The following is a 505-nucleotide window of genomic DNA, read 5'->3' as shown; positions in this document are numbered from 1 at the left end:
ATTGCAGCATGAACCTGACCGAACACAACGGCCCCAAAGCCCAAATCTACCTCAACGGCAAACCCGACCGCCCCGTCTGGTTCTCCACCATCAAGCAGATGTTCGGCTACACCAAGCTGCCCGAAGAGCCTAAAGGCATCCACGTCATCTACGTTACCGACATGGGCAAAGTCAAAGACTGGAGCAAACCCAATGCCGACACCGCATGGATAGACGGCAAAAAAGCCTACTACGTCATCGAAAGCGGCTTCATCGGCGGCATGGGTGCGGAAGACGCCCTCCCCTTCGCCGACAAAGCCCAAGCAGAGAAATTTGCCAAAGAAAAAGGCGGCCGCGTCGTCAGCTTCGACGAAATGCCCGATTCCTACATCTTCAAATAATCCCTTCCCATCAAAAAGGTCGTCTGAAAACCTTATCCATCAGGTTTTCAGACGACCTTTTTATATAGTGGATTAACTAAATCAGGACAAGGCGACAAAGCCGCAGACAGTACAGATAGTACGGA

The 505-nt window shown here is 51.5% G+C and carries 1 protein-coding gene; it reads left to right on the top strand.

Annotated features, from left to right (window positions below; translation table 11 throughout):
- The coding region (locus ACTHTS_RS11035) for a nitrous oxide reductase accessory protein NosL (RefSeq protein ID WP_440370061.1) at positions 1–380 on the top strand (380 nt) is incomplete at its 5' end.
- Positions 381–505: the final 125 nt, after the last annotated feature.

Origin of the sequence: Neisseria sp. P0019.S003 (genome assembly GCF_051957115.1) — a bacterium.
In the GTDB taxonomy this organism is placed as follows: Bacteria; Pseudomonadota; Gammaproteobacteria; order Burkholderiales; family Neisseriaceae; genus Neisseria; species Neisseria flavescens_D.
Note: the sequence above shows the minus strand (reverse complement) of the source record. Positions and strands in the feature narration are given on the sequence as shown.